The organism is Streptomyces fumanus (assembly GCF_014655295.1).
In the GTDB taxonomy this organism is placed as follows: domain Bacteria; phylum Actinomycetota; class Actinomycetes; order Streptomycetales; family Streptomycetaceae; genus Streptomyces; species Streptomyces fumanus.
The window spans coordinates 264,656-289,874 of the sequence record NZ_BNBI01000004.1 but is presented as its reverse complement, the minus strand read 5'-3'; the positions used below and the strand labels follow the sequence as shown (position 1 = coordinate 289,874).

Here is a 25,219-nt window from a genome sequence, read left to right as displayed (position 1 = left end):
ACTGACGGCACGGCACAGCAGACCGGATGCGAGCGCCGACGACGGCTGCAGCGGATGAGTGCATCAGATGCATCCAGAAACCAGCCTTGAGTACCACTGGTGAACCGACGAACCCCACGAGATGGACAACGCCTTCATTTATTGACGCGTCGAAAGCTGCCTCCTAGCCTCCTCCTGCGTCCGGCTCCCGGCCGGACAAGGCAGAGAGGACGCTGTCTGTGAACCCCCCACGAAGAAATTCCCGGCCCCGAGCCGTGACCGTAGCGACCGTGGCAGCCGCAGCCTCGGTCGTGGTTTCGGCCCTGCTGACCGGCGGGACGGTGCCCGCCGGAGCCGCCACCACCGAGCCCGCGCCGAGCGCACTCGAAAGGGCCGGCGCGGCCCTGTCCCGCTCCGCCGCGGAGCAGGGCATGGTCCTGATGGAGAATCACGCCCAGGCACTGCCCATCGCGTCGTCCGGCAACGTCGCCCTGTACGGGGTCGGCGCCTACGTCACCGTCAAGGGCGGCACCGGCTCCGGCGCCGTCAACAACCGGGCGACGGTCACCGCCCGCCAGGGTCTGGAGAACGCCGGCTACACCATCACCACGGACAGTGCCTACTGGTCCGCGATGACCTCCGCCTACGACACCGAGTACGGCGGCATCGGCTCCGACGGCGGCATCTTCGGCCCGACGATCGACTACTCCTCGGTGGAGCAGCCGCTCACCGCCGACACCGCGCGGCCCACGGCCCGGACCGACACGGCCGTCTACGTCATCGCCCGCAACTCCGGTGAGGGCAAGGACCGTTCGTCCGGCAAGGGCGACTACGAGCTGGCCGACACCGAGCGCGCCAACCTCGCACTGCTGGGCCGCACGTACCGGCGAGTGGTCGTCGTCATCAACTCCGGCGGCGTCATCGACACCAGCTTCTACCAGCGGATCAACAAGGCGGAGAAGGATCCGTCCGGCGGCCTCGCGCTCGACGCGATGCTGCTGATGAGCCAGGCCGGCCAGGAAAGCGGCAACGCCCTGGTCGACGTACTGAACGGAACCGTCACCCCCTCGGGGAAGCTCACCGACACCTGGGCGTCGTCCTACTCCGCCTACCCTGCCTCCGCGACGTTCGCGGACAACGACGGCAACTCCACCACCGAGGAGTACAGCGAGGGCATCTACGTCGGCTACCGCTACTTCGACAGCTTCTACCGCCGCCTCGCCCCCGACCCCGCCTCCGTCGTCAATTACCCCTTCGGTTACGGAGGTTCGTACACCGGCTTCGACATCCGGGTGCGGCAGGTCACCGCGGACGCGCGGCAGGTGAGGGTCACCGCGGAGGTCACCAACACCGGCAGGCGCTACAGCGGCAGCCAGGTGGTGCAGGTGTACGTCTCCGCCCCGCAGACCGGTCGGCACAAGGCGTACCAGCAACTGGCGGGCTACGCGAAGACCGACGACCTGGCTCCCGGGGCCTCGCAGACCGTGACCATCGGCTTCGACACCACCTCGCTGGCCTCCTACGACGAGTCCCGGGCCGCCTACGTCCTCGACGCGGGCGACTACGTGGTCCGGGTCGGCGACTCCTCCCGGAACACCCATGTCGCGGCCCGGCTCGCCCTGGCCGAGCGCGTGGTGACCGAGCAGGTCCACACCGAGCTGGCCGACCGGAAACCCGCGAGCGAACTGGCCGCCGACCCGGCCGACTTCTACACCTACTCCGGTGAGAAGAAGGAGATCGCCGACGCCGAGCGGATCACCCTGGAACCGAGGTCGTTCCGCACCGAGCACAACGCCTCGCCGTACGAGCAGGACGTCACCGTCGACGCCTCCTCCCCGTACCACGCGCTCGACGGGGCGAAGATCTCCTCGACCACCGTCCACCTGGACAAGGACCAGAAGAACTGGGAGGGCACCGGCGCCCCCTACCGGGCGAAGACCGGTGAGAAGGTCGAGTACGTCAGGACCAGTCCCGCCAACACGCTGTACGACGTCGCCAAGGGCAGGATCTCCGTCGAGCAGTTCGTCGCCGGCCTGTCGGTGACGCAGCTCGCCACCCTCGTGGAGGGCACCAGCGCGGGCGGCACCACTCCGTCCGCCGTCGGCGCCGCCGGCTACACCACCGGCGCCTACGAGAACCTGGGCATCCCCGGCATGACCCTCGCCGACGGACCCGCGGGACTCCGCCTCACCCAGCGGATCGCCACCACCCCCGCCACCTACCAGTACGCCACGGCCTTCCCGATCGGTACCTTGCTCGCCCAGACCTGGGACCGGGACCTGCTCCGGAAGGTCGGCACGGCGATCGGCAAGGAGATGGAGGCGTTCGGTGTCCAGCTCTGGCTGGCGCCCGGCATGAACATCCACCGCGACCCGCTCAACGGCCGCAACTTCGAGTACTACTCGGAGGACCCGCTGGTCTCCGGCCTCACCGCCGCCGCCACCACCGAGGGCGTGCAGAGCAATCCGGGCACCGGTGTCACGGTCAAGCACTTCGCCGGGAACAACCAGGAGACCGGCCGCAGCGGCGGCAACACCGTGGTCGGCGAGCGGGCGATGCGCGAGATCGAGCTCAAGGGCTTCGAGATCGCGGTGAAGGCCGCTCAGCCGATGGCCGTGATGAGCTCCTACAACAAGATCAACAACACCTACGCGTCCGGCGACTACGACCTTCTCACCGATCTGCTGCGCGGTGAATGGGGCTTCCAGGGCACCGTGATGAGCGACTGGGACGGTGCACACGGCGCGACCGGCACCATGTACGCGGGCAACGACCTGATCGAACCCGGCGGGAAGCCTTCCGACATCGTCAACGCGACGGTCAAGACGGCACCCGTCATCGACCTGAACGGCCTCCCCGCCCACCTGAGGACCGTCAAGAGTACCGGTACCCCCAGCTACAGCTTCCGGCTCGGCGCGCTCACCTTGGCCGCCGGCGGCGGGACGACGATCTCCACCACCGTCGACAGCAGGACCGACCTGTCGAAGACCCCGCTGTCCGGCACCACCACCGTGGACGCCATCAACCACCGGACGTACACGCCCGACGCCGGGTTCACCTCGGTCGACGACGCCTACCGTTCCGTCCGGACGCTGCTGGAGTCCACCGCGCTGACCGCCGCCCAGAAGGCCGCGATCACCGTCTCGGACGTCCGGTACGCCACCCCCGGTGACGCCACCACCCCGGTCGTCTCCTACACGGTGAGCCTGGCCGGCGACTATCCGGCCGACAGCAGCTACACGATGCGTCTGGGCGATCTCCAGCGCAGCGCCGCCCGAATCCTCACCACCGCCTCCAAGAGCTCGTCGTTCCAGCAGCTCGCCGCCGAGCGGAAGGTCGAGGGCATCTCGGTCGGCTCCTACACCGAGCAGTTCAGGAATCTCGACCCGGTGGTCGAGTCGACCAAGAGCCGGGTCCAGGAGCCGCGCCGAGGACACTGACCTCGCCGCCCGCCGCACCGGGGCCGATGTCTCGGCTGCCCCCGCGTCGCCGCGGTCCTGACCTGTCGAGCGCGAGGGCCCCCTCCGGCGGGAGGGGGCCTTCACACGGTCCCGCGGCGGGACAGCACCCGCATTCAGCGGCCGGCGGACTCCATGTCGAGCACGATCTTGCCCACCGCCGTACCCGAGCGGAGCCGCTCCACCGCCTCGCCGAGCGCGTCCATCGGATAGCGCTCGTACGGCAGCGTCAGCGCACCCGAGGACAGGTCCGGCAGCAGGCGCAGCACCTCGGGGGCGACCTCCGGGGTGCGGGTCATCATGTTCACGGGCAGGAGGGAGACGTCGGCGAGGAAGAAGTCCGCGAGGTCCAGGGTGAGTTCACGGCCGGCCGTGTAACCGAGGAGCGCGGCCCGGCCACGCGGGCGGACCAGGGTGAGGGCGTCACGCAGGATCGTGCCGCCGACCGTGTCGATCAGTACGTCGACCTTGCCGCCGATCGCCTCCTCGGAGAGGTCGGAGGCGAGCAGCGCCTTGGCGACGCCGGGTACGTGCGGCAGCTTCGCCGGGCGGCCGACCGCGCCGATCACCTCCGCGCCGGCCCGCGCCGCGAGCTGCACGGCCACGGCACCGACCGCGCCGGACGCGCCGGTGACCAGCACCCGCTCCCCCGGCCGTACCTGGGCGATCGTGTGGACGGTCGCCCAGGCGGTGCCGACCGGGGAGAAGTAGACGCAGGCCAGCGCGGGGTCGGTGCCCTCGGGCATGACCTCGACGGCCGCGTCCGGCACGAGCGCGTGCTCGGCCCAGGCGCCGTCACGGTGGAGGCCGATCCCCTCACCGCGCAGCCGCACCAGGGCACCCTCGGGGTGGGTGTCCGAGGCGAGGACGTAGCCGCTGCCCTGAGTGCCGGGAACGAACGGCAGCTCGGGCAGGATGCCGAACTGCCCGTCGAGGATGTTGAGATCCAGATGGGCGGCGGTGGCCGCCGCCACCCGGACAAGGGTGTACCCGGGGCGCGGCTCGGGCACGGTGCGTTCCCCGAGCCTCGGCAGACTGCCGAACTCTTCGAGGAACAGGGCGCGCGATGTGGTCGAAGTACTGCTCACGTGCTGAGTTCTCCTTCTCTTCTTCCCCCCGGTGGTCACTGCGCTTCCCCTGGAGAGCGCCTACGGCCCCGGTTACACCCTAGCTCCGTACTTGCGCAGTACACGTATCGCGGTGGCGGCGCAATCCCCGCCCGGAACGCCGGACCGCGACGCCGGACACCGGCAATCCGCGGTCGTTCGCGGGCAGTTGAGGTACCGGCTCGCCGTCAACGGTGCTATAAACGACTGACCACTCAGTCGTTTAAGGGGTTGTCGATGCCACGGACATTGAGCGACCAGCGCCGCGCGGCGGTGCTGGAGGGTGCGACACGGGCGATCGCACGCGACGGGCTGGCGGCGCCGACCGCGTCGATCGCGGCCGAGGCGGGACTCTCGGTCGGCTCGTTGTTCAACTACTTCCCGACGAAGACGGCGCTGCTCAACGGGCTGTACCTGCACCTGAAGCGCGACCTCGCCGCCGCGGTGGTCGAGCCGCCCATCTCCGACGGCCCCTTGCGGGAACGCGCCTGGGAGGGCTGGCGGCGGTGGATCCGATGGGGAGCGGCCGACCCCGACAAGCAGCGCGTGCTGATGCTGATCGAGGCATCCCATGAGCTGACCGACCAGACGCGTCGTGACGGTGTCGCCGCGATGCAGGGCGCGGACGCGCTCTTCGCGGAGGCACAGGCCGGTGGGCCCTTCGCCGACCAGCCCCTCGAGTTCCTCGTGGCCACGGTGGGCGCCCTGGCGGCCACGACCATGGAGGCCGTGTCGCGCGAGCCCGAAGAGTTCGACAGCCGCTGCCGCGCGGGCTTCACCGCGGTGTGGGCGGCGATCAGGACGGACGGCCGGCTCTCCGATACCGGCACGGAAGAGAAGAGGAACCGGTCATGACGGACTCCCGAGTGCTCGTCACCGGCGGCAGCGGCTTCCTCGGCGCGCACTGCGTCCTGCGCCTGCTGCAGGACGGCTTCCAGGTGCGCACCACCGTGCGCTCCGAGCGCGGCGCCGACCGCGTCCGTTCGATGGTCGCCGCGGGCGGCGGCACGGCCGCGACCGACGTCGAGACCGTGCGGGCGGATCTCACCGCGGACGAGGGATGGGACGCCGCTGTCGCCGGCTGCGATCACGTACTGCACGTCGCCTCGCCCTTCCCCGCCGCACCGCCCGCCGACGAGAGCGACCTGATCGTGCCGGCCCGCGACGGCACGGTACGCGTGCTGCGCGCCGCACTGCGCGGCGGCGTCCAGCGGGTCGTGCTGACCTCGTCGTTGGCGGCGATCGACTACGGGCACGCACCGACGACCACGCCCTACGACGAGACGGTCTGGACCGACCTCACCGGCCGCGGCGTGACCGCGTACGCCAAGTCCAAGACCCTCGCCGAGCGCGCCGCGTGGGACTTCGCGGACCGTGCGGGCCTCGAACTGGCGGTCGTGAATCCGACCGGCATACTCGGGCCGGTACTCAGTAGCGACTACGGCACCTCCGTGGGGGCGATCGCGCGACTGCTCGACGGAGGCGTCCCCGTGCTGCCGCGGGCCACGGTCGGGATCGTCGATGCCCGCGACGTCGCCGATCTCCACGTGCGCGCGATGACGCACACCAGCGCCGCAGGCGAACGCTTCATCGCGACTGCCGGGCTGATGACCCTTTCCGAGATGGCGCGGACGCTGCGGAACGGGCTCGGGGACGCCGCGCGCAAGGTCCCCACCAGGACCGTCCCCGACTGGATCGTGCGCATCGCCGCCGTGTTCGACGACGACGTCCGCCTGAGCCTGTCGATGCTCGGCATCCCACGCGACGCGACGAACGCCAAGGCGCAGCGCGTGCTCGGTTGGGCACCGCGCCCGCCGGAGCAGGCCGTGCTCGCGACCGCACGGAGCATCCTCGATGCGAGAGCACGCGTGACCTGACCGCACCGCCACGCGCCGGCACAGCGAGGCGAGGGCGCCTGATGCGACCGGAGTGCGCGGCGGTGGTCACCGGCACGGACGACACCGCTGAAGCGCCGCTCGCTGGAGCGCTTGCTGTCTGATCCGCCACACACCCTCCAGCCGTGACAGCACCGATCGGGGCTGCTGTCGCAGGAAGGCCGCACGCCGGGCCGCGAGCGTGGCGCGCAGGCCGCTCCTGGCGTCGCATCGCCGGTCCGCCGTCGCGACCGCGCGCTGGTGGCGGTCGAGCGCTGCGGGACTCGTGTGCCGCGCCGCCTCGGCCCTCAGCGACTGGATCAAGGCCGCGGGGGTCCGTGCCGTGCTCCCGTACGCCACCATGCACCGCTGCCACTGGCCGAGCGCCGTCCCGTACCGCCGGTCGTGGGCCAGGTATCCGGTGAAGAGTCCGTTCACGTCCTGGGGTACGAGGATGTCCTCGAACGCGGCGCGCACACTGCCGTACAAGTACGCCTGTGTCCGAGCCGTGCAGCCGCCGGTGGCGTAGAAACCCTTGTCGCCACTGGGCAGTGTCAGGGAGGCCGCCTGGTCGGCCGGTCCATTGAGAGCGGTGACGTAGCGTTCCCGTTCGGCGCTGGGCAGGGAGCGCACGTACCGGTCCTGCGCGGGTTCGCCCGAGACCCCGCCCTTCTCCGGGGACACCCCGTAACCGGACGACGGGCTGGATCCGAGTACGTCGGCCGTGGTGACCCCGGAAGGCGGCTCCGGGCCCGCGCTCGTGATCGAGTACCGCAGGCCCAGTCTCCTCATGCACCGCTGGTCCAGCAGTTGCTGGGCGTTGAACAGCCGCCAGCGCTGCCGCAGCGTGGTGGCGTCGACGGTGAGGACGGCGGCCGCGCGCTCGTGCGTCCGCGCCGAGGGCGCCGCGGGGTCCGGCCGGGAGGCCGTACCCGCGGCGCATCCGGCGAGGCACATCAGGACCGTGGCCCATGCGATCACCAAGAGGGCGGTTGCCCTTTCCCTGACGGTCGTCCGTCGCCGAGATTCCATGACCGAATGCCCCTCGTCCGTCCGCGGGCGGGTCGGTTCAGTAGTGGCAGTTCCAGGACCACTCGTTGCTGGAGATCCTGTCGTTGATGGGCGTCGAGGTGCCTTCCCAGTGCACCTGGGTGAAGTTGGGGTGACGCCAGCCCTTCGGAAGGCAGCGGGTAAGACCGTACTGACCCGATTCGTCCCAGACGACGACGCCCATGCCGCTCGTTCCGTTGTTGAAGCCCGACGAGGCGCAGTCGTGCCAGGTGCCCGATCGGCAGGCAGCCTGGTCGAACATTCCCCAACTGGCGTTGGAGCCCTGGAACTGGCCTCTGGGCCCCTGGTAGTTGACGTCGACCCAGACGCAGAAATACGTCTGCGGACAGTCGGTCCAGGCTTGCGGCGACACATCGGTCGACCCGCTTCCCGGCCCGGGAGCCGCAGCGGTGGTCCCGGCGGCATGCGCCGACTCCCGGTCGACGCCGGCCGCCCGCGCGGCGCCGGGTACGGCGGTTGAGGTCAGGGCAGCGACGCTCACGGCCGCCAGAACGGTGGTGATTATGGTCCTGATCACTGGTTCTCCTCTGTCGTGTCGTGGCGGGTCTCTTCGTGCACGAGGCGCGATATGACAGCGGGCAGGGATCTTCCTTGGGCATCGGCGCAGTCGACGTCGGCCTCGTGTCACGGTCACCCGCTGAAGCCGAGTACCGGGTCAGGCTGTCGGCTGGGTGATACGGATGCTGTTGCCGAAGGGGTCCCTGAGGCCGAAGTCGATGCCGTACGGGCGTTCTGTCGGCTCCTCGGTGATGTCGACGCCCTTGCCGCGCAGGGTCTCGTACGTCTTGCGGCAGTTCTCGGTGCTCAGGATGAGATGCCCGCCGGCGGCGCCCTTGGTCAGCAGAGCGCGGACCTGCTGCGCGGTCTCCTCCGGCAGACGCGGCGGCCCGGGTTCTTCCAAGAGGATCTGCCGGTCGGGCCGGCCGGGCACGTTGACGGTGAGCCAGCGCATGAAGCCGAGGTCGGCGTCGGCGCCGACTTCCATGCCGAGCTTGCCCACGTAGAAGTCGAGGGCCTCGTCCTGGTCGAGGACGTAGATCTGCGAGTGTGTGATGGCCGTGAACATGGACTCCACGCTAGGTGTCGGGCCGCGCGAATACTTGTCCAGAACTGCTCAGTCGGCCGGCCGTGCGGGGCCCGGCCGCGTCCAGGCCATGGTGAAGCAGGTGGGCACGTTCGTGGTGACGGCCTGCTTGCGGTACTGCCTCGGCGAGCAGCCGACGATGTCGTGGAACGTGCGACTGAAGGTGCCGGGGCTGGCGAAGCCGACGTCGAAGCAGATCTCCGTGACGTTGCGTGACGTCTCGCGCAGCAGGAACATGGCGCGCTCGATCCTGCGCCGCTGCAGATAGCGGTGCGGAGTCTCACCGAACGTGGCGCGAAAGGTGCGGCTGAAGTGGGCCGGGGACACGTGCGCTATACGGGCAAGCGCCGGGACGTCCAAGGGCTGGGCATAGGCGCGGTCCATGGCGTCCCGGGCACGGAGCAAACGCCGGTTGGACTCTTCGACAGCATTGGTCACGGCACCATCACAACACGTCATCGCCACAGCGGTGAGGCGCGTTCCGGGCACACACCACCGCACCGGCCCCGTCTCCGGAACAACCGGCCGCTCCTGACGCCCCGCCACACCGCCTCCCCTCACCCCGCGAAGCCGAAGCGGCCACGCAGCACGAGGCGTCCGGGGCGGGGAAAAACCGGGGCCGGGCATTGTTTCGGTGCCCGAACGGGGCTGCGAAACAATGCGGCGCCCAGCAAGCTCTCCCTCCACGGGCGTCGTCCTGGCGCCACGCACCCCTGCGACCGGACCGCGTCCGGCACCCGCAGCCACGGACCGCCTCACCCGGTCCACGACCTCATGCCTTCGGAGACACCCCATATGATCCATACCCTTCCGGCTGCTTCCCTGCGCCGGTCCCGACGCGGCTGCCTGTTCCTCGGCACCCTGATGTCACTGCTCGCGCTGCTGATGGGTACCGTGCTGGCGACGCCCACCGCGGCCGCGGCGGCGACCAAGCCCGTGATCAACGGGCCGGTGTTCAACGACCCCTTGGGCAGCGCCGACCGGCAGGAAGCCGTCTTCACGCAACTGATACGGCTCATAGACGCGACCCCGGCCGGGCAGCAGATCCGCGGCTCCATGTTCGAGTTCCGTGACCAGGCGGTGGCCGACGCGCTGCTCGCGGCCCACCAGCGCGGGGTCGACGTCCGCCTCATCGTGGACGACTCCACCTATGTCGACGGCGACGGCAAGGAGTTCACCAACCCCGCCTACCAGGCCCTGCGCAAGGCACTGGGCACCAACGACACCTCCTCCTCGTGGATCGTGGTCTGCGACGACCTCTACGAGGACGCCGACGGCGTCGACGACGTCCAACGCGGCTGCCTCAGCGTGGCCCCGCCCGGCCCGGCCTACAACCACAACAAGTTCTTCCTCTTCTCCAGGATCGGCCCGTTCGCGGACAACACCGTCTACAACAAGGTCGTCTTCCAGACCTCGTCCAACCTCACCGACTGGTACAAGGTCGAGTCCTTCAACGACGCGGTCACCTTCGTCGACAGCACCGTCTACGACGGCTACGCCGACTACCACAGCCAACTGCGCGCCGGCCGCCACCTGGCCGGGGGCGACAACCACGCCTATTTCTCCACGCCCACCGGCTCCACCTACCGCGCCTTCTTCTTCCCGCGCGGCGACTCCTCGTACAACAACCCGGCCACCGACACGATCGTCAACGCCCTGGACGAGGTGTCATGCGGCTACACCGGCACCGACGGGAAGCGCCACCAGACCGACATCCGCATCGTGATGCTGTATTTCAACGACTCACGCATCCAGGTGGCCGACAAACTCGCCGCGCTGCGCGCCAAGGGCTGCTGGATCGACATCATCTACGCCTCCGCGCAGGCGGACGTCGTCAAGACACTCGACAACGCCGGCATCCAGCACCGGAAGTGCTCGATCCCCAACGGCCCCGGCATCGACGTACGCCCGCACAACAAGGAGATACTCATCGACGGCGACTACAACGGTGACATCACGCCCCGCGTGTACACCGGCAGCGCCAACCTCACCGGTTCCTCGCTGCGTTCGGCGGACGAAGCCTTCGTCCGTATCACCAGCGCGGACTATCACGCCAAGTATCTGTCCGCCTTCTACGGCATCCGCGCGGCCTGCGGCGGCTGAGCCGCGGCAGGCGCGATCACCCCGCACGCATCCGCCGCGGGACAGCGGGGCCTTCCACACCGGCGACGCCGGACGGGAGGCCCCGTTCCGTCCTCGACGCGGTACGCAACGGCCGGCACCGCTCGACGGGGTCGGCTGCCGGCGAAGCCACCCGAATCGCGGAAGACGCGGCGCCCGCCCCGGTCCGTCGACGCGGCCTCCGGACCGAAGTACGCGCGGGATATTGACAGTCACCGTGCGCGCTGGCTTCATGAACCAGTGATGGGAGCGCTCCCATCGATCCCCGTCCCCACCCCGGACCACCGCGCCAGAGCACCGCCCGCCGCCCTCCCCGCACGGAAGGAACGTCCGTTGCGCCCGCTCTCCTCCCTCACTTCCCTCATCTCCCGAAGACGCTCCACGTCCCCCGCGGCGGCCCCCGAGGTCCGCCCGGCAGGCCCGGCCGGTGTCCGGCGCTCCCGGCTGGTGAGCGCGTGGGGAGCCGCGATGGCCGTCACCGCCGGTCTGCTGCTGCCGTCGGCCGCCGCCGGCCCTTCCTCCGCCGCGTCGGCCGCCTTCAACTACGGCGAGGCGCTGCAGAAGTCGCTCTGGTTCTACGAGGCGCAGCGGTCGGGGAAGCTCCCGGAGGACAACCGCGTCTCCTGGCGCGGCGACTCCGCCCTCGGCGACGGCAAGGACGCCGGGCTGGACCTGACCGGCGGGTGGTACGACGCCGGGGACCACGTCAAGTTCGGCCTGCCCATGGCGTATTCGGCCACCATGCTGGCCTGGGGCGGCGTCGAGCATAAGTCCGCCTACGCCGCCTCCGGCCAGCTCCGCTACCTCCAGGACAACCTGCGCTTCGTCAACGACTACTTCATCAAGGCGCACCCGTCCGCGAACGTGCTGTACGGCCAGGTGGGCAATGGCGCCGACGACCACAAGTGGTGGGGGCCGGCCGAAGTCATGCCGATGGCACGGCCCGCGTACAAGATCGACGCCTCCTGCCCGGGCTCCGACCTCGCGGGCCAGACCGCCGCGGCCATGGCGTCCTCCTCCATGGTGTTCGCCGACAGCGACCCGGCGTACGCGAGCAAGCTGCTCACCCACGCGAAGCAGTTGTACGCGTTCGCCGACGCCTACCGCGGCAAGTACAGCGACTGCATCACCGACGCGCAGGCGTACTACAACTCCTGGAGCGGCTACCACGACGAGCTGGTCTGGGGGGCCATCTGGCTCTACAAGGCGACCGGTGACACCACGTACCTGGCGAAGGCCGAATCGGCCTACGACAAGCTGTCGACCGAGCCCCAGACGACCACCCGCTCCTACCGCTGGACGCTCTCCTGGGACGACACCTCCTACGGCTCGTACGTGCTCCTCGCCCAGCTCACCGGCAAGCAGCGGTACATCGACGACACCAACCGTTGGCTGGACTGGTGGACGGTCGGTGTCAACGGGGCCAAGGTGCGCTATTCGCCCGGCGGGCAGGCGGTCCTCGACAGTTGGGGATCGCTGCGGTACGCCGCCAACACCGCGTTCGCCGCGCTGTCGTACTCCGACTGGCTGACCGGCGACCCGGTGCGCAAGGCCCGCTACCACGACTTCGCGGTCCGGCAGATCGACTACGCGCTCGGCGACAACCCGCGCAAGTCCAGTTACGTGGTCGGCTTCGGCGCCAACCCGCCGACGAAGCCGCACCACCGGACCAGTCACGGCTCGTGGACCGACCAGCTCACCAATCCGGCGGACAACCGGCACGTCCTGTACGGCGCGCTGGTCGGCGGGCCGAGCTCGGCGGACGACGCGTACACCGACGACCGGTCCAACTACGTGAACAACGAGGTGGCCACCGACTACAACGCGGCCTTCACGGGCGCCCTGGCCCGGCTGTACGCCGAGTACGGCGGCAGCCCGCTGGCCGGCTTCCCCCAGGCCGAGAAACCGGACGGCTCCGAGATCTCGGTCCAGGCGTCCGTGAACGCCTCGGGCGCCGGATTCACCGAGATCAAGGCGTACCTGGTCAACAAGTCGGCCTGGCCCGCACGCGCGCTGACGCATGCCTCGCTGCGCTACTACTTCACCCTCGACGGCTCGGTCACGCCCGACCAGATCAGCACCACCACCAACTACAACCAGTGCGGCAAGGTGACCGGCCCGACGCACTTCGCGGGTGACGTCTACTTCGTCACCGTGGACTGCTCCAACGCGGTGATCGCGCCGGCGGGGCAGTCGGCGTACCGCAAGGAGGTGCAGTTCCGCATCACCTCGGCCGGCGCGTGGAACCCCGCGAACGACTGGTCCTACCAGGCCCTTCCGACCACGCCGGGCAGTACGCCGGTGGACGCGCCGCACATCGTGCTGGCGGAGGGCTCGGCCACGCAGTGGGGGGCGGAGCCCGACGGCAGCACCACTCCCACACCCACCCCGACCCCCACTCCGACTCCGACGCCCACCCCTACACCCACGCCCACATCCCCCTCGGCCCCGTGCGCCGTGACCTACACCGTCACCAACACCTGGAACGGCGGCTTCACGGCCGATGTCAGCGTGCGCAACACCGGCACGGCGGCGGTCGACGGCTGGCGGCTCGGCTTCTCGTTCAAGGGCACCGAAAAGGTGACGAACGCCTGGAACGCCACCGTCTCGCAGACCGGATCCGACGTCACCGCCGCGAACGCCGCGCACAACTCCACGATCCCACCGGGCTCCAGCGTCACCTTCGGATTCCAGGGCACGGGCACCCCCGCCGGGACGCCCGCGGCGTTCACACTCAACGGCAAGGAGTGTGGCTGACCGGCACTTTGCCGACGTCGGACGGTCGCAGCCCCGGGGGGGTGGTCGTTCAGTTCGGGGCGATGGGTCCTCGGTAAGGGAGGGTCTGGCTGTAGACGACGTTCGTGGTGGTGCTGCCGAAGCCGGCGAGTTCGTCCATGAGGGTCTCCAGGTGTTCCATGGAGGTCGCGGCCACCTTCAGGGTGTAGCAGTCGTTGCCGGTGGTCCGGAGGCACTCCAGGATCTCGCGGCGTTCGGCGAGCAGGCGGCGCAGCGGCTCGTGGCGGTTGCCCGGGTATTTGAGGCGGACCACGGCGAGGACGGGGTAGCCGACCTTGGCCAGGTCGATCTCGGCACGGTAGCCCGTGATGACGCCCGCGGCCTCCAGGTTGCGGACGCGGTCGGTGGTGGCCGACGGGCTGAGGTTCACACGGCGGCCCAGTTCGCTGAGGGAGATGCGGGCCTCCCGTTGCAGCTCCTCGATGATCGCCCAGTCGACGTGGTCAAGATTCCCGGCCATGGGAGGAAAGTAGCAGCAGATTCACGGCGGAGTCGGGGATACGCCTGGAAGATTCCGTTCCGTGGGGCGTAATCACCGGGATAGCCTCGGGCCATGCAACTCGGCGTCAATGTACCGAACTTCGGCCCGGGGACCGATCCCGGTGTCCTGCGGGAATGGGCGCGGTTCGCGGAGGGCCTCGGCCTGGGCGTCCTCATGGTGTCGGACCATGTGGCGGTCACCCCGGACGTGGCCGAGCGGTACCCGGAACCGTTCTACGAGCCGTTCACCACCCTGTCGTGGCTGGCCGGTCTCACCACCACGGTGCGACTGGGCACGACGGTGCTCGTCCTGCCGTACCGGCATCCCCTGCTGGTGGCCCGTATGGCGGCCAACCTCCATGGGCTGAGCGGCGGTCGGTTCGTCCTCGGGGTGGGGGTCGGCTGGGCCCGGCGGGAATTCGAGGCGCTGGGCGTGCCGTTCGGCGCGCGCGGCCGGCTGACGGACGAGTGTCTCGGCGTCCTGCGGGAGGCCGGGCAGGTGGGACGCCGGGAGGGCGGCGTTCCGGTCTGGGTCGGCGGTCACAGCGGGGCGGCCCTGCGGCGTGCCGCGAGGTTCGGTGACGCCTGGCATCCGCTGCGGCTGACCCTTCCCCGCATGCGCGAGGTTCTGCGGCGGCACGCGCTGCCGGGGTTCGCGCCGCGTATCGCCCTGCGTGTCACCGGTGCGCCGGTCGACGCCCCCGACCGGTGCGCGGGCGTCGGCACCGTCGAGCAGATCCTCGACGATCTCGACCAGTTGCGCCTGCTGGGCGCCGAAACCGTCGTACTCGACCCCTACCACGGAGACCCGGAAGAGACCCGCCGGCCCGACGCGGCGTGGCGGGCGCTCACCACCGTGGCCACCCACTGGAGCACTCGATCATGATCACCTCGGCCGACGAGGCCCTGCTGCGGCGCGCCATCGGCATCGCCGCCCATGCGGTCACCCTGGGTGACGCGCCGTACGGTTCCCTTCTGGCCGGACCGGACGGCGCCGTCCTCGCGGAAGCCCACAACACGGTCCGTCGGGACCGCGACATCACCGCCCACCCGGAGCTGAAGCTCGCCCGCTGGGCGGCCCGCGAACTCGCCCCGGACACGGCCGCCCGTACCACCCTGTACACGAGCTGCCAGCCGTGCGGCATGTGCGACGGCGGCATCGTCCGCTCCGGCATCGGCCGGGTCGTGTACGCGCTGTCGACCGAGCAACTCGTCGCGCTCAACCCGGCGTCGGGCGCCTGGCCGGCGGTGCCGCAGGACGGTCCGGCCCTGCACGACGAGGCGCGCGGGCCCGTAGCGGCCTACTACCGGCCCACCGGGTGACCACGGGGACACCGCTGCCGCGGTCGTCGCGGCCCGTACGGGGAGCGGTACGGCCGGCCCAGCGCGCACGGGTCGTCCGGCGCTCGGCCGGGCGGGTCAGGTGAGGGACGCGAGGGCGGCGTCGAGCCGGGTGGTGGCGTCGGCGGCGATCGGCTCCAGGGCGGGCAGGCCGGTGAGGGCGACCATGGTGCCCGGGTCGAGGGCCTGGACGAGTGTGGTGTCGCCGTCGCGGCGGACCACGACGTTGCAGGGCAGCAGCAGTCCGATGCTGCGGTCGGCTTCGAGGGCCTGGTGGGCGAGCGGCGGGTTGCAGGCGCCGAGGATCAGGTAGTCCTCCATGTCGTGGCCGAGCTTGGCCTTGAGGGTGGCCTTGACGTCGATCTCGGTGAGGACGCCGAAGCCCTGATCGGCCAGGGCCTCGCGGACGGCGGTGACGGCGGTGTCGAAGTCGGTGCCGAGGCGGACGGTGCGGTCGTAGGACACGGGCACTCCCGGACAGTGCGGAACGGCTCATTTCCCTGTACCCCACCGGGTACCCGCCGGCGTCTCCGGTGACGCATCGAGGACGGCGCTCTCCACCGGGCCGGGACACCTTCCGGAATACCCCCCTGGGTATCCCTGTTAGGGTGAGGGTCAGATACCCCCCGGGGTACGTCACCCGAGAGGAGTCATGAGCCGTGTTCTTCGTCGACACCCTGGAATGCGAGGGCCTGGGCAACCGCAGCTACCTGGCCGGCGGGTCCGGTGCCGCGGTGGTCGTCGACCCGCCGCGGGACATCGACCAGGTCATGGCCGCGGCGGCCCGCCGCGGGGTGCGCATCGCCTTCGTGGCCGAGACCCACCTGCACAACGACTACGTCAGCGGCGGCCTGGAGCTGGCCCGCGTCACCGGCGCCCGGTACCTGGTGCCGGCCGGGGCGCGCGTGTCGTTCGCCCGCACCCCCGTCGCCGACGGTGACACCGTGACGGTGGACGAGGGGCTGGTGCTGCGCGCGATCGCCACCCCCGGACACACCCCGCACCACACCTCCTACGCCCTGACCGAGGACGGGCGGGGTGTGGCGGCGTTCACCGGCGGCTCCCTGCTCATCGGCACCGTGGGCCGCCCCGATCTGGTCGAGCCCCGGCTGACCGAGCACCTGGCCCGCGCCCAGCACGCCTCCGCCCACCGGCTGGCCGACGAGCTGGACGACGCGGTGCCGGTGCTGCCCACCCACGGGTTCGGCAGCTTCTGCTCCTCCTCCCAGGCCCAGGGGGACGCGACCACGATCGGCGCGGAGCGGGCGGCCAACGACGCGCTGACCCTGGACGCGGACACCTTCGTCGCCCGGATGCTCGCCGGGCTGGACGACGTGCCCGCCTACTACGCGCACATGGGCCCGGTCAACGCCGCCGGCCCCGCGCCGGTCGACCTCACCCCGCCGAGGCGGGCGGACGCCGAGGAGATCGCCTCCCAACTGGCCGCCGGCGAGTGGGTGGTGGACCTGCGCGGCCGCACGGCCTTCGCCGAGGGGCACGTGGCCGGGTCGTACAACTTCGAGGGCGAGGGCCGGCTCGCCACCTATCTGGCCTGGCTGATGCCGTGGGGCAGGCCCGTCACCCTGCTCGCCGACACCCCGGAGCGGATCGCCGCCGCGCAGCGGGAGCTGACGCGGGTGGGCATCGACCGCCCGGCCGCCGCCGCCACCGGCGACTCGGCCGGCTGGATCCGCGCGGGCGAGCGGCTCGCCTCCTTCCCCCGCGCCCGCTTCGCCGACCTCGCGGATGCCCGTGAACGCGGCGACGACGTGGTCGTCCTGGACGTACGCCGGGACTCGGAGCGTGCGGGCGGCCACGTCGACGGGTCCGTCCACCTTCCCCTCCACGAGCTGCACGGCCGCATCGGCGAGGTGCCGGACGGTGTGGTGTGGGTGCACTGCGCCGGCGGGATGCGCGCGGCCATCGCCGCCTCCCTGCTGGACGCCGCCGGCCGGGACGTGGTCGCCATCGACGACGGCTTCGACGCCGCCACCGAGGCGGGACTGACCCTCACCCGCCCCGGCCGCGCCGGCTGACCCGCCCTACCGCACCACCCGCACGAAAGAGATCCTCTGATGTTGTCGCCCCTGCGGCGCCGCCCCGGCCGCCTCACTCCCCGACCGGCCCACCAGCGGACCAGCGACGGCACCGCCGTCCTGCTGGACGTACGGGAACCACCCGAGTGGAACGCCGGGCACGCACCCGACGCGCTGCGCCTGCCCCTCGTCCACCGTCACGGTGTCCCCGCCGGCCTGACCGCTCGGGCGCGTGCGGGGCTGCCGGTCGTCGGTCCGGGCGGCAACGAGGGTGCCATAGCGTGAGTGCACTGCTCCTGGCTCTGATCGCGGGGGCGGTGGTCGGGCTCGCGCTCGGCGCGCTCGGCGGGGGCGGCAGCGTCCTGGCCGTCCCGGCGCTGATCTACCTGCTCGGCTTCACCCCGGCCGCCGCGACCACCGCCGGCCTGATCATCGTCACGGCCACCTCGCTGACCGCCCTGTACGCCCACGCCCGTACCGGCAACGTCCGCTGGAGGGCCGGTGCCCTGTTCGCCGCGGCCGGACTGCTGCCCGCGGCCGCGGCCGGTGCCGCCGCGTCGCGTCTGCCGCAGCCGGTACTGACCGCCGCGTTCGCGGCCGTCGCCGCACTCGCCGCCGTCACGATGCTGCGCCCGGGCCGCACCCGGCCCGACCCCACCGCCACCGGTTCCACGGGGCCCACCGGGCCCGACCCCACCGCGCCCGGCCCCACCGCCACCGACCCGGCGGTCGGCGGGGCGAGGCCCGCCAAGGCCGCCGGGACCGGCGCGGGGCTGGGCGCGCTGACCGGGCTGCTCGGGGTCGGCGGAGGTTTCCTCGCCGTCCCGGCGCTGGTCACCGTGCTGGCGTTCGAGATGCGGGCCGCCGTCGGCACCAGCCTGCTGGTCATCTCGACCAACGCGCTGGCCGCCCTGGCCACCCGCGGCGCCACCACCGCCGGCGTCGACTGGACGGTCGTCGGCCCCTTCACCGGGGCGGCGATCCTGGGCGCCTGGGACGGCAGACGCCTGGCCGCCAAGGTCACCGGCCCCCTGCTGCAACGCACCTTCGCGCTCGTGCTGCTGGCCGTGGCCGCCTTCATGCTCATCGACGCGCTCACCTGAGGAGACGGACACACATGACCGGCGTCAAGGCACCCCGGCCTAGGCCAGGGACAGGAACAGTTTCTCCAGCCGGGCACGCATCTGCTCCCGGTCACCGGAGGCGGCCATGTCCGCGTCGGTCAGGCAGTGCTGCAGACCGGTGGCGATGATCGCGAACCCCGCCTTGTCCAGAGCCCTGGACGCCGCGGCGAGCTGGGTGACGACGTCCTCGCAGTCCCGCCCCTCCTCGATCATCTTGATCACCCCGGCGATCTGACCCTGCGCCCGGCGCAGCCGGTTGACCACCGTCTTCAGTTCCTCGGCCGCCATCGCCAGTTCCACAACCCACACTCCTTCGAGATACCCCCTTGGGTATCCTACCGAAGGGGTGACCCGCACCGAGAAAAGGAAAAACCCCGTGTCACCCACCACCGCCCTCACCGCCGACCAGGCCGCCGCACGCCTGCACGAGCTGACCGTCATCGACGTGCGCACCCCCGGCGAGTACGCCTCCGGCCATCTGCCCGGCGCCCACAACATCCCCCTCGACCACCTCGATGCCGCCCTGCCCGCCCTGCGCACCGCTGCGGACCGCGGCGACCTGCTCCTCGTGTGCGCCTCCGGCACCCGCTCCGCCCAAGCCTGCCGGCGCCTGGCCGACCAGGGCATCGCCGCCGCCACCCTCACCGGCGGCACCACCGCCTGGACCCGGCTCGGGCACGACACCGACCGCCCGGCCGGCCCCCGCACTCCCTGGGCCATGGACCGCCAGGTCCGCCTCGCCGCGGGTTCCCTCGTCCTGACCGGCCTGATCGCCGGGCAGCGCTGGACGGCGGCCCGCCGGCTCTCCGCGGGCGTCGCGGGCGGCCTGGTCTTCTCCGCCCTCACCAACACCTGCGGCATGGCCAAGATCCTGGCCAAGCTGCCCCACAACCGGCCCACCCCGACCGACCTGGACGCCACCCTCGCGGCCCTGAGCCGATCGTCGATCTCCCGGCCGATTCCTGAATAAGCCGGAGCGCTCTACCGGCGGACCGCCGAGATCAGGCCGCCGGGTCGTTCATCGTGCTGCGGCGCGGTGCCGCTCGGGCGGCCGTAGGCGGCGGCGCACTCGAACAAGGTGTGGCTGCTGGCCTCCCAGCCGTGCCCGGCCAGCCAGCCCACCGGGTCGTCGGGCATCTCCGAAACCCACATGGACGCCGCCGACCCCGGCACGGCGTCCGCGCCGAAGCGCTCGATCACGCCGCGCGAGCCCAACGTCAGCCCCAGGCAACTGCCCGTCGCCGACAGCGCGCTGATCCGGGCCAGCAGCGACTCCACGGCGTCCTCGGGCAGATAGATGAGCAGTCCTTCGGCGATCCACACGGTCGGCGACGCCGGGTCGTGCCCCGCGGCGGCCAGCGCGCCCGGCCAGTCCTCACGCAGATCCACCGCGACGGTGATCCGCTCGCAGCGTGCGACGGCCTGCTCCTGGCGCAGTACGGACGCCTTGAAGTCCAGCGGGGCGGCGGTGTCGACCTCGAACAGCCGGGTGCCCTCGGGCCAGTCCATCCGGAAGGCCCGGCTGTCCATGCCCGCGCCGAGCAGCACGACCTGCCGGACCCCGGACGCGCAGGCCCGCCGCAACAGGTCGTCGAGGAACTTCGTCCTGATGACGATGGAGAACGACACGGCCAGCCGGCGGCGGCGCGCGGCCTCGTCACCGTCGTCGGGCCGTGGGGGCGGGGAGGGCCACAGACCGCCGGCGGTGGCGAAGGCCCGCGCCAGCGGGTCCCGGAAGAGCGCGTTCTCCCGCTCGGTCTCCAGCGCCCGTACCCTGGCCACTCCCACCGCCGTGGCCCACACGCCCGACGGCTGCGCCCGCTCCTGCTCATCAGTCATCGCGTCAGCCTAGATGGTGCCGAGTATCAGTCACCAAGCGCTGACTTCCCGCGTCCCCGTCCCCGTGTCCTTCCCTCCCTCCCCCCCGGGGCAGGAATACGGACGACGAGCCGCCGAGGGGAGGGGCAGGTGGTGTCCCGCCCCTCCCCTACTCCCCCATGTGGCGGTCTTCGGTGTGCACGCGCTGGCGGGTGCCCGGCGGGTTTCTCAGGCCGCGCGCCACAGGGCCGGTACGGCCGGCGGCTCCCAGCCCGGCTGAGCCGTGTGCGGCTGGAGGCAGGCGTAGGACCGGCCGGCGTACGTGACCCGGTCGCCGATCCGGTAGGCGACGCCCACGGCCCAGGTCCCGCCCGGCGGCGGGGTCGGGCCGGGCCCGGGGTCCTGCGCGACGTCCAGGACGAAGTCGAACGCCGCCTCCCGGCCGCCGCCTCCGTCCCGTACGGTCATCAGCAGCCGCGGGTCGAAGATCGTGTCGGTGTTGTTGCGCGGCTCGTTGGGGAAGTAGAGCTGCGTGGTCAGGACCGAATGGCCGGGGGCCTGCAGCTTGACGTGCAGGTGGCGCGTGCGGCCGGGATACAGGCCCGGCACGATGGTGGTCAGCGTGAAGGTGCCGCCGGAGTCGGTGAACTGGTGCCCGCGCAGCCGGAAACCCGTGTTGTCGTAGGCTCCGTTGGCGTCGGCCTGCCAGAAGTCCAGCAGGACGCCGGCCACGGGGAGACAGGCGCGGCCGAAGACGTAGCCGGTCACGGTGAGCCGGGTGCCGGACATGCCGGGCTCCAGCAGACTGGTGCGCTGCGGTGAGTTCGGTTTGAAGTACGGGCCCTCCGTCTGCTCCGGGGTCGGGTCGTCGCCGTCGTCGCAGGACGGGGTGAGGTCGGGAGCCGTGCCGCTGGCCGCCGAGGTGCGGGCCAGCGCCGGGCCGCCGGCCAGGGCGACGGGGATCGCGGCGCCTGCGGCGAGCGCCGCGCGCAGCACCGTCTTGCGGCGCACCAGCCGGGAGGACGCCGCCTCGCGGTCGGCTCCGGGGGCGTCCGGGCCCGCGCCGTGCGTGCCTGCTCCGTCCATGTCTTCTCCTCGAAACGGGGGGTGGTGGGCAACGAAACTAGGCGTGCCCGGACGAGGCTTCGAGGGACTGGTGATGGCGGCTGTGGTGATTTCGGAAGGCTCCGGGACTGCTGCCGGTCTCGCGCCGGAAGAACCGGCCGAAGTAGGCCGGATCGCTGAAGCCGATGCGCGCGGCGACCTGCCGGACCGACAACCGGGTGTGGGCCAGCATCTGCTGCGCCTGGTACACCCGTGCCTCGATCAGGAGCCTGCCGGGCGGGCGGCCGGTGGCGGCCCGCACCGCCTGTGTGAGGTATCCGGGCGTGACCCCCAGCCGGTCGGCGCACTGCCGCACGCTCCACCCCGCCGCCTCGGAGCGGGCGATCAGTTCCGTGAACGCCTCGGCCACCGCGGCCGCACGGCCGCGGGCCCGCGGACCGGCGGCGCGTCCGGCGGACCCGGTGGGCCCGGGGATCCGGGCGGCGCGCAGGACGAGCACGTGCAGCAGGGACCGCAGCACGCTCTCGTGGCCCGCCGCGCGCTGCCGGTACTCCGCGGCCAGTTCGGCGAAGAGGGACCCGATCGCCCGGTCGTGCTCCGGTTCCAGGGCGAACCAGCACCGCGCGCCGAGCCGTCGCAGCACCTCCCGGTCGCCGGGATGGTCCACCAGGAAGTCCTCGGTGAACAGCACCAGCGATCCCTCCGGACCTCGGCCGCCCTCCCAGTGGTGCACCTGACCGGGCAGGACCACGGCCAACTGCGGAGGGCGCAGCGGCCATCTGGCGAGATCGACGACGTGGACTCCCGAACCGGCGGTGACGTGCACCATCTCGTAGAAGGTGTGCCGGTGCGGCTGGTCCCACCGAGAGAGCGGCCCCACCTCCTCGAAGGTCCCCGCGGCGAACGGAGGGTCGTCCGGCCCGGCCACCTCCAGCCGGTGCAGCGCCACCTCCCCCGCACCGGGCGGCAGACTCGGGACCCCGGGCAAGACCGTGGTTCTGCGCATCGAACACACTCCTTCCTCGGACACCGACCGGGCCGGCCACACCCGCCCCCTCCTGGTCTACACCAATCCCCCGCCTCCCGGCCCCCGGACGCAACAAACTCCCCGAGGAGGATCCGCCCCGTCCGCGACGGCGGCGGCCGTTGGCCGGCTTCCCCCCCGCCACGGCGACCAGGTACGACAAGACCGCCACCTCCTGCGAAGTGGCGGTCCGTCTCGCCTCGTCCACGCTCTGGGTTCTACCGGAACACCGCGACCGGCAGGGAACCCGTAAGGGCGTCAGGCAGTGCTCGTGGGGTGCGCCGGTCCGTCGACGGCACCCGGCGCCGGCTCAGCGGAGCCACTCCAGCCAGCCCTGGTAGTTGTCGTCCCAGATGCAGAGGTATTCGTTCCAACCGTTGTAGGTGACGTCGTACTGTCCTTCCGACTGGCACTCCTCGTACGACTTGCTCCCGCCCATGTTGCACCAGCCGCCGGAGGTGGGCCAGGGACACGCCTTGGCGGCCGAGGCGGACGCGGAGCCCGCGGTCAGCGGAATGGTGACCGCGGCGACACCGACCACGGCGACGGCGGCGATACGTGAACGCCAGGACTTCATGTGTACCTCCTCAAGGGCGGAGCCGGGCCCGCGCCGTGCCGACCGCTGGCTCTGTGCTGCTTACGGTGGCCTACAACGGGCTGCGCCCTGGCAGCGGTTCAACGAGTGCGGGTGGCACACACCGGCGCACACCGGCCGACCACCGGTTCCTCCGGTGCGCGGTCCGCTCAGCGGTGCCGCTCAGAGGTCGGCTTCTTCCTCCTGCCTGTCGAAGTTCTCCCGTGCGCGTTCGATGGCGGACATGTGCTGCGAGGCCCACATCAGCAGCACGTCGACGGGGTGCCGGAGGGTCTTGCCGAGGGGGGTGATCCGGTACACGACCGCCACCGGGCGGGTGGAGACGACCTCGCGCTCGACCACGCCGTTGCGTTCGAGCCGCCGCAGTGTCGCGGTCAGCGATTTCTGCGTGACCTGGGGAATGGCCCGGCGCAGTTCGTTGAAGCGGCACGGGCGTTCGCAGAGTTCGTTCATGACACTGAGCGACCACTTGTCGAGGATCTGGTCGAGCAGTTCGCGGTGCGGCGCCTCGATGCGGAGTTCGTCGTCGGTATCCATGGCGAAACCTGGTCTCGTTGAAGTGTCCTTCTTGCACTAGGTAGCTTACGGATACTTTCTTGGAGGAGAGAAGACCATGACTGTTCAGTACTTCACGCCGGAAGGCATGCTGCAGCCGACCCCGTACCACCATGTCGCCGTGGGCACCGGGACGAGGCACGTCCACGTCAGCGGGCAGATCGCGCGAAAGGCCGACGGAACCCCGGTCGCCCCCGGCGATCTGGCCGGGCAGGTCGCCCAGGCGCTGCGCAACACTGCCGTCGGGCTGGCGGGCGCGGGCGCGTCGTTCGCGGACGTCCTGCGCCTGACGTTCTACGTGACCCGGTGGAGCCCGGAGAAGATCGGCGACTTCATGGACGGCGTACAAGCCGTCGCCGACGAGATCGGGCTCCGGCTTCCTTTCCCGCCGGCCTCCCTGATCGGTGTCGATTACCTCTTCGAGCCGGATGTCCTGGTCGAGGTGGAAGCGACCGCGATCCTCGACTGACCGCCGGGGCGGTGCCGTTTCGGCCGTGCTCCGACGGCCACCCACGCGGCGGCACCCGGACGACGGGTCCGTGGACTCAGGCGCCCACGGTCCCGTCGATCCCCTCACGCAGGAAGTCCGCGTGCCCGTTGTGACGGCCGTACTCCAGGAGCACGTGGACCATCACCATCCGCAGCGACACCGCCTCGCCCCAGCGGGGCTGATACCCGGTCCGGTCCAGGGACTCCGCCTCCCGCTCGATCCGGCGCGAGTTCGCCACCTCGGCCTCCCAAGCCGCGAACGCCTCGTCCCGGGTCGACGCGCTCGCGTCGTACGCCGCCTGGAAGTCGATCCTGTCGGACCAGACCATGGGTGCGTCGTGGTCCTCGAACACCCGCCGGAACCACGCACGCTCCACCTCCGCCATGTGCCGCACCAGACCGAGCAGCGAGAGCGTGGACGGCGGCATCGACCGCTGCCGCAGCTCCTCGTCGGTGAGTCCTTCGCACTTCATGGCGAGGGTGGCGCGGTGGTAGTCGAGGAAGGCCCGCAGCGTCTCGCGTTCGCTGCCGGCAGTGGGCGGTCCTCTGCGGGTGTCGCTGGTCACTGGAAGCGCTCCTCGTCGTTGCCGTCGGCGGCAGGCGGGCCGTTCGCCGGCGTCCGCCCGGTGCACGGCCCGTGTGAAAGGGCCAGTATCCCCTCCGGCCGGCTGGGCCGACGGCGGTGTGTCGCCTCCCGGGCTACCGGCGGCCCGTGGCTTCGCGGGCCCGCCGGAGGGCTGCGCCCGCTTCCGGGCCGTCTGCCGCGTGCACCGGCAGCCCCGGCAGGAACGGCAGCGCCGCCCAGTGGGTGACGTGGTCCTCGCTCGGGCCGCCCGGGGGGTAGCGGATGATGCCGTCGGAGTCCACGAAACAGTCGTGATAGTGGCTCTCGTCCTCCGACTGGGGCCGGAAGGTCGCGGGGATGTACAGGTCGTGGAAGACCATGGGCCTGACCAGCCAGTAGTCCTCACCCGCGACGGAACGGTCGTGGAAGTCCCGCGGCCAGGTGCCGAACATCGCCGCCGCGACGGGTTCCCCGAGCCGGGGCAGCCTCTCGCGGGCGTCGACCCATTCCACGTTCACCTGCATGTTCGGTGTGCCTCCTGGACGCTCGGTCGCTTGCCGTCGCGCGCCGGCCGGGGAGCGCCCCGGTCACGCTCGACCTCTGGGACGTCGTGACGTCCGGCAGGGTTGCCTGGCCGG

The 25,219-nt window shown here is 71.3% G+C and carries 27 protein-coding genes; 12 read left to right on the top strand and 15 right to left on the bottom strand.

Annotated features, from left to right (window positions below; genetic code table 11):
* Positions 1 to 269 precede the first annotated feature (269 nt).
* On the top strand, positions 270 to 3,419 hold the full coding sequence (locus IE316_RS10795; protein ID WP_190203990.1) for a beta-glucosidase: 3,150 nt from the start codon (positions 270 to 272) through the stop codon (positions 3,417 to 3,419).
* 134 nt (positions 3,420 to 3,553) lie between these two features.
* Here the strand turns inward: IE316_RS10795 and IE316_RS10790 are convergent, their stop codons facing one another.
* Positions 3,554 to 4,525, bottom strand: coding sequence for a quinone oxidoreductase family protein (locus IE316_RS10790; RefSeq protein ID WP_190203989.1), 972 nt, complete (start codon positions 4,523 to 4,525; stop codon positions 3,554 to 3,556).
* Between the two features lie 255 nt (positions 4,526 to 4,780).
* Here IE316_RS10790 and IE316_RS10785 point away from each other — a divergent pair, with 255 nt between their 5' ends.
* Both IE316_RS10785 and IE316_RS10780 read left to right on the top strand, forming a co-directional pair.
* A complete protein-coding gene (locus IE316_RS10785; RefSeq protein ID WP_190203988.1) occupies positions 4,781 to 5,398 on the top strand; it encodes a TetR/AcrR family transcriptional regulator in 618 nt (205 codons plus the stop codon).
* Entirely contained in the window at positions 5,395 to 6,420 is a 1,026-nt protein-coding gene (locus IE316_RS10780; RefSeq protein WP_190203987.1) for an NAD-dependent epimerase/dehydratase family protein, read from the top strand. The genes IE316_RS10785 and IE316_RS10780 overlap by 4 nt, the downstream gene beginning before the upstream one ends.
* 66 nt (positions 6,421 to 6,486) lie before the next feature.
* Here IE316_RS10780 and IE316_RS10775 read toward each other — a convergent pair whose 3' ends face one another.
* The 4 genes from IE316_RS10775 to IE316_RS10760 all read right to left on the bottom strand — a co-directional run bounded on the left by IE316_RS10775 (position 6,487) and on the right by IE316_RS10760 (position 9,031).
* Complete coding sequence (locus tag IE316_RS10775; protein ID WP_190203986.1) at positions 6,487 to 7,398, bottom strand: hypothetical protein; 912 nt, start codon at positions 7,396 to 7,398, stop codon at positions 6,487 to 6,489.
* 88 nt (positions 7,399 to 7,486) lie between these two features.
* The gene (locus tag IE316_RS10770) at positions 7,487 to 8,005 is read right to left on the bottom strand and encodes a peptidase inhibitor family I36 protein (RefSeq protein ID WP_190203985.1); all 519 of its coding nucleotides are present in this window, start codon (positions 8,003 to 8,005) and stop codon (positions 7,487 to 7,489) included.
* Positions 8,006 to 8,143: 138 nt separating this feature from the next.
* Complete coding sequence (locus IE316_RS10765; protein ID WP_190203984.1) at positions 8,144 to 8,554, bottom strand: VOC family protein; 411 nt, start codon at positions 8,552 to 8,554, stop codon at positions 8,144 to 8,146.
* Between the two features lie 48 nt (positions 8,555 to 8,602).
* The gene (locus IE316_RS10760) at positions 8,603 to 9,031 is read right to left on the bottom strand and encodes a helix-turn-helix domain-containing protein (protein WP_190204202.1); all 429 of its coding nucleotides are present in this window, start codon (positions 9,029 to 9,031) and stop codon (positions 8,603 to 8,605) included.
* A 336-nt stretch (positions 9,032 to 9,367) separates the two neighbouring features.
* On the opposite strand from IE316_RS10760, the gene IE316_RS10755 reads away from it, so the two are divergent.
* Entirely contained in the window at positions 9,368 to 10,675 is a 1,308-nt protein-coding gene (locus tag IE316_RS10755) for a phospholipase D-like domain-containing protein (RefSeq protein ID WP_190203983.1), read from the top strand.
* Between the two features lie 486 nt (positions 10,676 to 11,161).
* Positions 11,162 to 13,450 (top strand): glycoside hydrolase family 9 protein, encoded by a 2,289-nt coding sequence (locus tag IE316_RS10750; protein ID WP_190203982.1) that lies wholly within the window; start codon positions 11,162 to 11,164, stop codon positions 13,448 to 13,450.
* 49 nt (positions 13,451 to 13,499) lie between these two features.
* Here the strand turns inward: IE316_RS10750 and IE316_RS10745 are convergent, their stop codons facing one another.
* Positions 13,500 to 13,949 (bottom strand): Lrp/AsnC family transcriptional regulator, encoded by a 450-nt coding sequence (locus IE316_RS10745; RefSeq protein ID WP_190203981.1) that lies wholly within the window; start codon positions 13,947 to 13,949, stop codon positions 13,500 to 13,502.
* A gap of 93 nt (positions 13,950 to 14,042) precedes the next feature.
* On the opposite strand from IE316_RS10745, the gene IE316_RS10740 reads away from it, so the two are divergent.
* On the top strand, positions 14,043 to 14,855 hold the full coding sequence (locus IE316_RS10740) for an LLM class flavin-dependent oxidoreductase (protein ID WP_190203980.1): 813 nt from the start codon (positions 14,043 to 14,045) through the stop codon (positions 14,853 to 14,855).
* The gene (locus IE316_RS10735; protein ID WP_190203979.1) at positions 14,852 to 15,292 is read left to right on the top strand and encodes a nucleoside deaminase; all 441 of its coding nucleotides are present in this window, start codon (positions 14,852 to 14,854) and stop codon (positions 15,290 to 15,292) included. Before IE316_RS10740 ends, IE316_RS10735 begins: the two co-directional genes overlap by 4 nt.
* Before the next feature lie 96 nt (positions 15,293 to 15,388).
* Here IE316_RS10735 and IE316_RS10730 read toward each other — a convergent pair whose 3' ends face one another.
* The gene (locus IE316_RS10730; RefSeq protein ID WP_190203978.1) at positions 15,389 to 15,775 is read right to left on the bottom strand and encodes a DUF302 domain-containing protein; all 387 of its coding nucleotides are present in this window, start codon (positions 15,773 to 15,775) and stop codon (positions 15,389 to 15,391) included.
* 194 nt (positions 15,776 to 15,969) lie between these two features.
* Here IE316_RS10730 and IE316_RS10725 point away from each other — a divergent pair, with 194 nt between their 5' ends.
* The 3 genes from IE316_RS10725 to IE316_RS10715 are packed head-to-tail and all read left to right on the top strand — an operon-like array spanning position 15,970 to position 18,449.
* Positions 15,970 to 17,346: an MBL fold metallo-hydrolase gene (locus tag IE316_RS10725; protein WP_190203977.1), complete on the top strand. Its 1,377-nt coding sequence runs from the start codon at positions 15,970 to 15,972 to the stop codon at positions 17,344 to 17,346.
* A 39-nt stretch (positions 17,347 to 17,385) separates the two neighbouring features.
* Positions 17,386 to 17,631 (top strand): rhodanese-like domain-containing protein, encoded by a 246-nt coding sequence (locus tag IE316_RS10720; protein ID WP_190203976.1) that lies wholly within the window; start codon positions 17,386 to 17,388, stop codon positions 17,629 to 17,631.
* A complete protein-coding gene (locus tag IE316_RS10715; RefSeq protein WP_190203975.1) occupies positions 17,628 to 18,449 on the top strand; it encodes a sulfite exporter TauE/SafE family protein in 822 nt (273 codons plus the stop codon). The genes IE316_RS10720 and IE316_RS10715 overlap by 4 nt, the downstream gene beginning before the upstream one ends.
* Before the next feature lie 39 nt (positions 18,450 to 18,488).
* On the opposite strand, the gene IE316_RS10710 is transcribed toward IE316_RS10715, so the two are convergent.
* Positions 18,489 to 18,770 (bottom strand): metal-sensitive transcriptional regulator, encoded by a 282-nt coding sequence (locus IE316_RS10710; protein WP_018845516.1) that lies wholly within the window; start codon positions 18,768 to 18,770, stop codon positions 18,489 to 18,491.
* A gap of 76 nt (positions 18,771 to 18,846) precedes the next feature.
* Between IE316_RS10710 and IE316_RS10705 the strand changes: the two genes are divergently transcribed.
* Entirely contained in the window at positions 18,847 to 19,440 is a 594-nt protein-coding gene (locus IE316_RS10705; RefSeq protein WP_190203974.1) for a rhodanese-like domain-containing protein, read from the top strand.
* Positions 19,441 to 19,451: 11 nt separating this feature from the next.
* On the opposite strand, the gene IE316_RS10700 is transcribed toward IE316_RS10705, so the two are convergent.
* From IE316_RS10700 to IE316_RS10680, 5 genes are all read right to left on the bottom strand, one after another.
* Complete coding sequence (locus IE316_RS10700) at positions 19,452 to 20,309, bottom strand: class I SAM-dependent methyltransferase (RefSeq protein ID WP_190203973.1); 858 nt, start codon at positions 20,307 to 20,309, stop codon at positions 19,452 to 19,454.
* A gap of 207 nt (positions 20,310 to 20,516) precedes the next feature.
* Positions 20,517 to 21,374, bottom strand: a complete 858-nt coding sequence (locus tag IE316_RS10695; RefSeq protein ID WP_190203972.1) for a dioxygenase family protein — start codon at positions 21,372 to 21,374, stop codon at positions 20,517 to 20,519.
* A gap of 37 nt (positions 21,375 to 21,411) precedes the next feature.
* Positions 21,412 to 22,359 carry an AraC family transcriptional regulator gene (locus tag IE316_RS10690; RefSeq protein ID WP_190203971.1) on the bottom strand — a complete coding sequence of 316 codons (948 nt, stop codon included), beginning with the start codon at positions 22,357 to 22,359 and terminating at the stop codon, positions 21,412 to 21,414.
* A 328-nt stretch (positions 22,360 to 22,687) separates the two neighbouring features.
* Positions 22,688 to 22,954 carry a hypothetical protein gene (locus tag IE316_RS10685; RefSeq protein ID WP_190203970.1) on the bottom strand — a complete coding sequence of 89 codons (267 nt, stop codon included), beginning with the start codon at positions 22,952 to 22,954 and terminating at the stop codon, positions 22,688 to 22,690.
* Positions 22,955 to 23,134: 180 nt separating this feature from the next.
* Positions 23,135 to 23,509, bottom strand: coding sequence for a winged helix-turn-helix transcriptional regulator (locus tag IE316_RS10680; protein ID WP_190203969.1), 375 nt, complete (start codon positions 23,507 to 23,509; stop codon positions 23,135 to 23,137).
* A 76-nt stretch (positions 23,510 to 23,585) separates the two neighbouring features.
* Between IE316_RS10680 and IE316_RS10675 the strand changes: the two genes are divergently transcribed.
* The gene (locus IE316_RS10675; RefSeq protein WP_190203968.1) at positions 23,586 to 23,996 is read left to right on the top strand and encodes a RidA family protein; all 411 of its coding nucleotides are present in this window, start codon (positions 23,586 to 23,588) and stop codon (positions 23,994 to 23,996) included.
* A gap of 76 nt (positions 23,997 to 24,072) precedes the next feature.
* Here the strand turns inward: IE316_RS10675 and IE316_RS10670 are convergent, their stop codons facing one another.
* Together IE316_RS10670 and IE316_RS10665 are read right to left on the bottom strand one after the other, a co-directional pair.
* Positions 24,073 to 24,582, bottom strand: a complete 510-nt coding sequence (locus IE316_RS10670; protein ID WP_190203967.1) for a DinB family protein — start codon at positions 24,580 to 24,582, stop codon at positions 24,073 to 24,075.
* Between the two features lie 133 nt (positions 24,583 to 24,715).
* Positions 24,716 to 25,105 carry an AQJ64_40280 family protein gene (locus IE316_RS10665; protein WP_190203966.1) on the bottom strand — a complete coding sequence of 130 codons (390 nt, stop codon included), beginning with the start codon at positions 25,103 to 25,105 and terminating at the stop codon, positions 24,716 to 24,718.
* Between the last annotated feature and the right edge of the window lie 114 nt (positions 25,106 to 25,219).

Coding starts and splice junctions, on each gene's coding strand:
- IE316_RS10735 (WP_190203979.1), top strand. CDS start 14,852: ATGATCACCTCGGCCGACGAGGCCCTGCTGCGGCGCGCCATCGGCATC.
- IE316_RS10720 (WP_190203976.1), top strand. CDS start 17,386: ATGTTGTCGCCCCTGCGGCGCCGCCCCGGCCGCCTCACTCCCCGACCG.
- IE316_RS10665 (WP_190203966.1), bottom strand. CDS start 25,105: ATGCAGGTGAACGTGGAATGGGTCGACGCCCGCGAGAGGCTGCCCCGG.
- IE316_RS10675 (WP_190203968.1), top strand. CDS start 23,586: ATGACTGTTCAGTACTTCACGCCGGAAGGCATGCTGCAGCCGACCCCG.
- IE316_RS10765 (WP_190203984.1), bottom strand. CDS start 8,554: ATGTTCACGGCCATCACACACTCGCAGATCTACGTCCTCGACCAGGAC.
- IE316_RS10750 (WP_190203982.1), top strand. CDS start 11,162: ATGGCCGTCACCGCCGGTCTGCTGCTGCCGTCGGCCGCCGCCGGCCCT.
- IE316_RS10740 (WP_190203980.1), top strand. CDS start 14,043: ATGCAACTCGGCGTCAATGTACCGAACTTCGGCCCGGGGACCGATCCC.
- IE316_RS10755 (WP_190203983.1), top strand. CDS start 9,368: ATGATCCATACCCTTCCGGCTGCTTCCCTGCGCCGGTCCCGACGCGGC.
- IE316_RS10690 (WP_190203971.1), bottom strand. CDS start 22,359: ATGCGCAGAACCACGGTCTTGCCCGGGGTCCCGAGTCTGCCGCCCGGT.
- IE316_RS10695 (WP_190203972.1), bottom strand. CDS start 21,374: ATGGACGGAGCAGGCACGCACGGCGCGGGCCCGGACGCCCCCGGAGCC.
- IE316_RS10760 (WP_190204202.1), bottom strand. CDS start 9,031: ATGACGTGTTGTGATGGTGCCGTGACCAATGCTGTCGAAGAGTCCAAC.
- IE316_RS10700 (WP_190203973.1), bottom strand. CDS start 20,309: ATGACTGATGAGCAGGAGCGGGCGCAGCCGTCGGGCGTGTGGGCCACG.
- IE316_RS10745 (WP_190203981.1), bottom strand. CDS start 13,949: ATGGCCGGGAATCTTGACCACGTCGACTGGGCGATCATCGAGGAGCTG.
- IE316_RS10685 (WP_190203970.1), bottom strand. CDS start 22,954: ATGAAGTCCTGGCGTTCACGTATCGCCGCCGTCGCCGTGGTCGGTGTC.
- IE316_RS10785 (WP_190203988.1), top strand. CDS start 4,781: ATGCCACGGACATTGAGCGACCAGCGCCGCGCGGCGGTGCTGGAGGGT.
- IE316_RS10680 (WP_190203969.1), bottom strand. CDS start 23,509: ATGGATACCGACGACGAACTCCGCATCGAGGCGCCGCACCGCGAACTG.
- IE316_RS10780 (WP_190203987.1), top strand. CDS start 5,395: ATGACGGACTCCCGAGTGCTCGTCACCGGCGGCAGCGGCTTCCTCGGC.